Origin of the sequence: Dysgonomonas sp. Marseille-P4677 (assembly GCF_016652235.1) — a bacterium.
Classification (GTDB): Bacteria; Bacteroidota; Bacteroidia; order Bacteroidales; family Dysgonomonadaceae; genus Dysgonomonas.
Genome location: NZ_JAEPKU010000051.1, coordinates 20,698 through 28,166, shown reverse-complemented (window position 1 = coordinate 28,166; position 7,469 = coordinate 20,698). Strand labels below are relative to the sequence as shown.

Below are 7,469 nucleotides of genomic sequence, written 5' to 3'. Positions count from 1 at the left end.
AATTTAATAATAAGGGCAATTAGATAATAAATTCAAATAAAAGTTCTAAAATAAATAACAGGTAAAAAGTTTTATGATCTTACAAAAAAGTTATATACAATAAATACAATCACATTATATACAATCAGTTACACAAAACAAAAGTTATACAAAAAGATCATCAAACTTACACATGTGTATTTGTCACACAATTTATATAAATTTATTTCAACAATTTATATTAAGAATACTACACAAAACATTTAACGAAGTCATAGTTATTTGATAAGAAATACTAAAGAAATGAGAATGTGTTTCTTTGAATAGACTAATAAAATATAAAGTTTTACTCTTCTACTCATTTTAACCACCAACCTTATGCACAATGAGAAGGTAGACAAGCCTAAATCAGGCTACGTCTACCTTCTATTTTTCTCTCAATAGTTAGTATACTTTTAATTATTAACGAAAATGAAATGATGATATCAAAAGAGTAAATTTTACATCACCAACTCTTCGAACAGTTTATCAAACGTAGCGTCCAGATCGTCGGTAAAACCCATATTCGAACGGGATGTCTGTATAGAAGTACTACGTACAGCCGTCAACCACCGAAAACGTTCGGTGATGTCGAGTGAGGCTATGAATCCACCGTCTTTAGCAGCCGAACATATTTTATCGAATGCCTTCAAATTGGCACAAAGTGATTCTATATCGAGTTCGGTAGAGAACAATCCTAATTTCTTCTCATTTATATAATAACGGGCTTTGAGAAATTTTTCCCGCTTAGAGTACATTATAATGCCTACATTTATAAATTCTTCGCGTTCTACTCTCGGAACAACACGAATGACGGCATATTCATATAAGTGTTTTCCTTGCATGCTTGGCTTCATTTATAAATATTTCGGAATGTTTTATTCTCTCGTTCAAAAAGTTGATATATACCTGTCGTATATCCTGAGGAGAGTCTTCACTCCCTCCCCAATGGAGCCAATCGTCTGGTAATAAACCTACTATTTCCTTTATTTTATCGGGTGTCAGTATCTTTTTAAACTCGGCATCTACCTCATCCAAAAGACTTGCATAAGGTAGTAATACATGGTCTTTGACCTGAATAAAGGGACTCAATGCGTACTTTTCCCAGCCCACCCATGTGTGATGGAAATAAAGTGAAGCACCATGATCTATCAACCACAATTCTTTATGCCACATCAGCATATTGGCATTGCGAGCCGTACGGTCTACATTGGTAAGCAGTGCATCCATCCACACGATCTGCGATGCCGTTCGATCATCTATCCGAGTCACTACGGGGTCGAAAGTAAGCGCGCCGGAAAGATAATGTAATCCCATATTCAACCCCTGGCTTCCTTTTAGCAGGTCTTGGATTTCCTCATCGCCTTCGCTGCGTCCGAATGCTTCATCCAGATTGATAAAAACAATTTCGGGCACACGAAAACCTAATTCCTGAGCCATTACACTACCAATCAGCTCACTCACCAGCATTTTTGTTCCGTGCCCTGCTCCACGAAATTTGACAACATATTTAAATCCATCATCGGCTTCGGCCAAGGCCGGCAATGAACCGCCTTCTCGCAGAGGAGTAATATATCTGATTACATTTACCGTACGTAATTCCATTTTAAATTTTATTATTTAAAAGATAAAGATAGATTATTCTTACCAGAACTCTATTTTTATTTATTCATATATCCGCCCATCCTCCAACAGGTTTCCGATAAACGACCAATCGATATCCGCCGTTCCGTCTTCATTATCATCCATACACCGAACACCACAATTAAGATTGGTAAAAGGATCGAAATTATACCACCTGTGTCCGGTCTCCGAATTGATACCGAAATAGCGATACTCATCTTCGAGTTGCTTGCCCTGCATCTTATGCAATTCGGAAATCTGAAATTTCAGTACAGATATTGTAAAATCCATACCGTCTGCATCCGAAATATTTGTTTTATCGAATTCATCCTTAATATCAGGATTAGTAAACTTACGGCTCATTCTATTTGGATCCGGAGGCATTGTTATCTCTAGCCAGGAAGGCTCTAAAGCAGCTGGATCGGAAGTAAAGGCTTCTTTCAAAATACAAAGAACCAAATCTAATGTAGGTTTCTCCTTTACATAAACCGAATAATTATCCTGTATGTTTTTATATATTGCGAGCAAATACGATTCTAAATTTCTGTTTTCAAAGCTATCTTTCAAATTATCTATCTCGTCTGCAAATTGATCAAATGTCATATATCTAAGATTTTTTTCTGTTTAAATATAGCATATCCTTATAAAAGAATCTAAAGATAAGCAATTTGTATACATCATTATTAACAGTTTCTACCGAACAATAAAAAAATATTTCTTGTTACAAATTAGTTCAGGAACAATATAAAAATTTGCCACATCACTTTTTTGTATCATTCTCATTATTAATGATAATTATAATAGATCATGGAAATTGTAAAACGATTCAGGACAATTTTTTTTTATATTCTTATTATAGGAGGGTTTTCCACTATTGTATATTGGATTATTACAACCGGAAAAAGTTTGGAAAATGGACGTAAAATAATTGCTACGGCTTCCGACGCCAGTTCATTTCAGGGTTTTCTGGATTCCTTTGTTCAAAACCTCCAGCATCCTGCAGGTATTTTATTGCTACAGGTAACTATCATTATCATATTTGCCCGCATATTTGGTTGGCTTTTCAATAAGATAGGACAACCTTCGGTGGTGGGCGAAATCCTCGCCGGTATAGTGTTAGGCCCATCCCTACTGGGATTATATTTGCCCGATGTATCACAATTTATATTTCCTGTCCAATCGCTTGGCAATTTACAGGTTCTAAGCCAAATAGGGCTGGTTCTTTTTATGTTTGTCATCGGGATGGAATTAAATCTGAAAGTATTAAAAAATAAAGCCCATGAAGCTGTGGTTATAAGTCATGCCAGCATTATTATTCCATTTGCGGCAGGAATAGCACTGGCTTTCTTCATCTATTCATCTTTTGCCCCTGAAGAGATCTCGTTCATGTCATTTAGCCTGTTCCTAGGTATTTCGATGAGCATTACCGCGTTTCCTGTATTGGCACGTATTATTCAAGAACGAGGCATTCACAAAACAAAGCTAGGCGCTATTGTCATCACTTGTGCGGCAGCCGACGATATTACTGCCTGGTGTTTGCTTGCTGCGGTTATTGCCATTGTTAAGGCTGGCTCGTTTGTCAGCTCTATTTATACTATTTTACTTGCCGTAGGTTATGTTTTGTTTATGATAAGAGTAATACGCCCTTTTCTCAAAAGGACAGCAGAATTATATAATACAGAAAAAGGCTTTAAAAAATCGGCTGTAGCCATATTCTTCCTCGTATTGCTTATTTCCTCTTTTATAACTGAAACTATTGGTATACATGCCCTTTTCGGTGCATTTATGGCAGGTGTTATCATGCCTAGCAATCCAAGATTCAGAAGTATATTTATCGACAAAATAGAAGACGTAGCATTGGTTCTATTGCTCCCGCTCTTCTTTGTTATTACAGGTTTGCGAACACAAATAGGACTATTGAACGATGCATACTTATGGCAAATAACAGGATTGATTATTTTAGTAGCCGTATTAGGCAAATTTATAGGAAGTGCTCTTGCTGCCCGTTATGTAGGACAAAGCTGGAAAGATAGCCTGACGATAGGTACACTGATGAATACTCGGGGCCTGATGGAACTTGTAGTGCTGAATATAGGGTATGATCTGGGGATATTAAATAATGAGATTTTTGCAATGATGGTGATAATGGCTTTGGTAACAACGTTCATGACAGGACCTTTATTAAATCTCATAGGAAAGGTGTTTAAATGAAAAATGACCTCTGAGAATAAGAAGTAAAAAAGTCCGCAACATCACATCGCAGACTTCCTTTAACCTTAACACAAACTTTACAAAACTACACAACACTATAACTAAAAACGGGTATATTTTGTTCATCCCATTTTACTTGTTAACTTTTTTTATTTATGTTAGTTTCGAAAGATTATATATTTATCTTTTTTCGTTATTTCACTTCTATTTCAATAATTGAATCGATATCGTCTAATACTCCTTTTATAGAGATAGATACATCGCCCGACTTTTTATCCTTTTTCCATTCCAATGCCGAATTTACATTTATCCATTTTGCAGATTTAATATCCGGAATATTAACAGTTAAAGATGTTGTACTATTGTCTAAAATATGAATGTAATACTTTTTATCTTTCTTAGTTACAGCACCCCAAGGCTGTGGTTTTATAAAACCTGCTTTGGTTCCATATATCGTGTAACCATATTTGGCCATCCACTCTCCCATCTCTTGCAGACGTACCACACACTCCTGTTCGATCTCTCCGTTTGGCATAGGACCAACATTCAACAATAAGTTAGCCCCCGATCCCGCAGTGCGAATAAGAAGATCCAGAAGTTCTTTCTTCGACTTGAATTTATCGTCGGTAATATTAAAACCCCAAGAAGTATTTATTGTTTCACAAGTTTCGAGAGGTAAACGAGACACTTCCTGTCCGCTATATCCAGACTTGTTTTCGCCAGGCACATCACGCTCGAATACCTGATAGTCCTCTCCCTCGAATGGAGGTAAATGATGATTGTTTGCAATAAGACAACCGGGTTTTAGAGTATGGATAAGATTATATATTTCGGGATAGTGCCAATCTACATGAGTAGAATGATCGGTACGGTTTTCGTCGGCTGTCTGATCCCAGTGTCCGTCGAACCAGATACCTGCTATTTCGTAGTTGGTAAGTAATTCAGTCAACTGGGCCTTCATGAAATTGATATACGAGCTCCAGTTGCTTTTTTCGGTTCGTCCGGCAGCTTTACCTGTCCGTCCGGTTTCGTACTGATAATCGGAACGCATCCAGTCGAGTAGAGAATAATACAAGACAAGTTTTATATCTTCTTTCTTGCATTCGTCCGACAATTGTTTTATCAGATCCTTTCCATAAGGCGTGTTCATAATGTTCCAGTCGGACTGTTTAGTATCCCAGTTGCTAAAACCATCATGATGGCGCGATGTGAATGCAATATATTTCATTCCTGCATTTTTAGCAGTCCTCACCCACTCTTTGGCATCGAAGGCCTGAGGATTAAACAATTTCTGCAAACGCATATAGTTATTTCCTTTTATAGGACGGGAGTTCATAACCCACTCACCTGCTCCTAATACACTGTATGGCCCGAAATGGACAAACATTCCGAAACGGGCATCTTCAAACCATTTAGTATCTGGCTTTTGAACTGTTGCTTGACTAAACATATTGATACAAATAAATGAAATCAGGAATAAACTCAGTAGACTCTTCTTCATTAGGGCTTTATTTTTAATGTTAACAGTTATAAAGATAGAGAAAAAAATTATTTGGCACCCATTATTATTTATTATATAAAATCATAGGATAAAAAAATAGGTACGTATTTTTTGCTTTCAACTCTATTTCTTAAAATAATTCATCTTTTCGCTCTTCATTTATCTATACTGTAAAAAACAGTATGGATACAATAATTATTGCCGTTACCATGTCGCTCACAGCCATCACTTCCCTATACTGGGGATCAGTATTATCAATCAGGCTACCCGAAATAGACAAACGATGGGATCGCAAACCGTTCAATTGCCGCCCTTGCTTCACGTTTCACCTCACATGGTTGCTCTCAGTTCTGACTGCTGCGGCATACGAATCGCTGACGATACTTTTGATAGGAGTAGCAATGGCATTTATACTGTTTTTGATTGTAAAATTTATTGATAATAAAAAGATAACAAAATGAATGAAATCGATCTAAAACAAGATGTAGAAAAACTTCTGACCGAAATAGACAAGACACATCGTTACTCGATGAGTAAGATATACAACCTTTCGAATCAGGTATTTGAGAAAATCGAAACGCCTCAATCGTGTGCAAGTTGCCTGATCCGACAAGTACGTGAACTGAGAAACTGGCTACAGAGTCAGACTGAGGAAGCAAAAGAACCTCTTAAAGCAAAATCCAAGCCTAGACGTAAATATAAAAACAGAAAAACAGAACAGTAAAACAATGAATATAAAGCACTATACAAACCGAAAGAAAGGAGGCAAAGAACAAATCTACAATACTCCCGACAAACTATTGTCGAAGGCTTTCGAATACTTTGCCTGGTGCGAAGATAATCCTTGGATGAAGAAAGAATTGATGCGCTCAGGCGATCGTAAAGGAGAAATAGCAGAAGTGCCTGTATCAAGGCCTTATACAGTAGCTGGCATGTGTGTATATTGTGGCATCAGCCAATCTACTTTTGCTCAATACAGCAAAGATGAAGCGATGAAAGGTGCTGCTGAACATATAACAGACATTATCCGTCAAAATCAACTGGAAGGGGCTATAATAGGTGCATACAATTCATCCTTCATTTCACATATATTGGCAGAAGGGAAAGAAATAACTTCTGATAATGGTTATAGCCCTTATGTAATAGAGGTTGTAGACCAAAAGACAAAAGAAAATCTGGAAACGATGATAAATAATCTGAGACAAGGCTAAGAGTGTTATAATAAAAAGCATAAGGCTGTATGGTGATTCTCTACCATACAGCCTTTTCGGCATAATGAAGCAATGGCTTTTCATAGGGCTATTACTCATCTGTTTCTAACCATTTATAGTTAGTTACCGACTGAAAATTTATCTTATATTTGTATAATAAACATAGATATATGAACCAATTTTCAGAAAAATACAGGACATTCTCCAACACAGAACTGCTTCGTGTTTTAGAAAACGAGCAGGATTATTGTCCCGAAGCTGTTACAGCGGCTAATGAAGAATTAGCGGCACGACAGTTATCTCCCGACGATATTGCCCTAGCCAAAGCCGAACTAGACAAGGAACAGCAAGAAGAAAGAAGAAAGAAAGAGCAACAAGAAGAAGTAAAAAACACACTGAAAGAAAGAGGTGCTGATATCATAAATTATATAAACCCTATAGAAGATGAGAATGAAGAGCGTGACGAACAGGCTCCGCCTAAAGTAATAAATACTATTTCGATCATCTTTTTTATTATTGCCATATTACAGATTGCAACTCAGATCGATTTGATAAAAACCTTTTTTACAGATCCCGAATGGGATTTTAGCGTATTTATGTTCTTCTTTCCTATCATTATTGCACCCGTAGCAACTATCCTTTTCTGGATGAAAAAATCTGCGGGTTGGGTCTTGTTATCTATCTATCTGGGATTTGCACTTATGGGATTCTTGTGGGTGCTGTTTATGTCGTTCAACCCCACATATCTATTGGGTAGCCTATTCTTTACAGGCACACTTTGGGTTATATGCCAGCAAAGAGTGCGCAATGTGTATAAAATAACAACGGATATTATGTATATTACAATTATCGCTTCAATTGCTATTATAGCCACTATACTAAGTGTTTATTTTTTCGTTTTATGA

At 36.7% G+C, this 7,469-nt stretch carries 9 protein-coding genes; 5 read left to right on the top strand and 4 right to left on the bottom strand.

From position 1 onward, the window contains the following. Nucleotides 1-479: 479 nt before the first annotated feature. Genes JGH11_RS10370 through JGH11_RS10360 form a run of 3 tightly spaced genes read right to left on the bottom strand, consistent with a single transcriptional unit; the run spans nucleotide 480 to nucleotide 2,244 of the window. The gene (locus tag JGH11_RS10370) at nucleotides 480-863 is read right to left on the bottom strand and encodes a DUF3037 domain-containing protein (protein ID WP_201111519.1); all 384 of its coding nucleotides are present in this window, start codon (nucleotides 861-863) and stop codon (nucleotides 480-482) included. Then, a complete protein-coding gene (locus JGH11_RS10365) occupies nucleotides 841-1,623 on the bottom strand; it encodes a HipA family kinase (protein ID WP_201111518.1) in 783 nt (260 codons plus the stop codon). Before JGH11_RS10365 ends, JGH11_RS10370 begins: the two co-directional genes overlap by 23 nt. 60 nt (nucleotides 1,624-1,683) lie before the next feature. Next, a complete protein-coding gene (locus JGH11_RS10360) occupies nucleotides 1,684-2,244 on the bottom strand; it encodes a hypothetical protein (RefSeq protein WP_201111517.1) in 561 nt (186 codons plus the stop codon). 204 nt (nucleotides 2,245-2,448) lie between these two features. On the opposite strand from JGH11_RS10360, the gene JGH11_RS10355 reads away from it, so the two are divergent. After that, the gene (locus JGH11_RS10355) at nucleotides 2,449-3,852 is read left to right on the top strand and encodes a cation:proton antiporter (protein WP_201111516.1); all 1,404 of its coding nucleotides are present in this window, start codon (nucleotides 2,449-2,451) and stop codon (nucleotides 3,850-3,852) included. Between the two features lie 193 nt (nucleotides 3,853-4,045). Here the strand turns inward: JGH11_RS10355 and JGH11_RS10350 are convergent, their stop codons facing one another. Further along, the gene (locus tag JGH11_RS10350) at nucleotides 4,046-5,353 is read right to left on the bottom strand and encodes an alpha-L-fucosidase (protein ID WP_201111515.1); all 1,308 of its coding nucleotides are present in this window, start codon (nucleotides 5,351-5,353) and stop codon (nucleotides 4,046-4,048) included. Nucleotides 5,354-5,535: 182 nt separating this feature from the next. On the opposite strand from JGH11_RS10350, the gene JGH11_RS10345 reads away from it, so the two are divergent. The 4 genes from JGH11_RS10345 (at nucleotide 5,536) to JGH11_RS10330 (ending at nucleotide 7,469) form a co-directional block, all read left to right on the top strand. Next, on the top strand, nucleotides 5,536-5,814 hold the full coding sequence (locus JGH11_RS10345; RefSeq protein WP_201111514.1) for a hypothetical protein: 279 nt from the start codon (nucleotides 5,536-5,538) through the stop codon (nucleotides 5,812-5,814). Further along, nucleotides 5,811-6,077 carry a hypothetical protein gene (locus JGH11_RS10340; protein ID WP_201111513.1) on the top strand — a complete coding sequence of 89 codons (267 nt, stop codon included), beginning with the start codon at nucleotides 5,811-5,813 and terminating at the stop codon, nucleotides 6,075-6,077. Before JGH11_RS10345 ends, JGH11_RS10340 begins: the two co-directional genes overlap by 4 nt. A 4-nt stretch (nucleotides 6,078-6,081) precedes the next feature. Beyond that, on the top strand, nucleotides 6,082-6,564 hold the full coding sequence (locus tag JGH11_RS10335) for a terminase small subunit (protein ID WP_201111512.1): 483 nt from the start codon (nucleotides 6,082-6,084) through the stop codon (nucleotides 6,562-6,564). A 170-nt stretch (nucleotides 6,565-6,734) separates the two neighbouring features. Then, the gene (locus tag JGH11_RS10330) at nucleotides 6,735-7,469 is read left to right on the top strand and encodes a hypothetical protein (protein WP_201111511.1); all 735 of its coding nucleotides are present in this window, start codon (nucleotides 6,735-6,737) and stop codon (nucleotides 7,467-7,469) included.

Coding starts and splice junctions, on each gene's coding strand:
- JGH11_RS10335 (WP_201111512.1), top strand. CDS start 6,082: ATGAATATAAAGCACTATACAAACCGAAAGAAAGGAGGCAAAGAACAA.
- JGH11_RS10340 (WP_201111513.1), top strand. CDS start 5,811: ATGAATGAAATCGATCTAAAACAAGATGTAGAAAAACTTCTGACCGAA.
- JGH11_RS10370 (WP_201111519.1), bottom strand. CDS start 863: ATGCAAGGAAAACACTTATATGAATATGCCGTCATTCGTGTTGTTCCG.
- JGH11_RS10360 (WP_201111517.1), bottom strand. CDS start 2,244: ATGACATTTGATCAATTTGCAGACGAGATAGATAATTTGAAAGATAGC.
- JGH11_RS10330 (WP_201111511.1), top strand. CDS start 6,735: ATGAACCAATTTTCAGAAAAATACAGGACATTCTCCAACACAGAACTG.
- JGH11_RS10350 (WP_201111515.1), bottom strand. CDS start 5,353: ATGAAGAAGAGTCTACTGAGTTTATTCCTGATTTCATTTATTTGTATC.
- JGH11_RS10355 (WP_201111516.1), top strand. CDS start 2,449: ATGGAAATTGTAAAACGATTCAGGACAATTTTTTTTTATATTCTTATT.
- JGH11_RS10365 (WP_201111518.1), bottom strand. CDS start 1,623: ATGGAATTACGTACGGTAAATGTAATCAGATATATTACTCCTCTGCGA.
- JGH11_RS10345 (WP_201111514.1), top strand. CDS start 5,536: ATGGATACAATAATTATTGCCGTTACCATGTCGCTCACAGCCATCACT.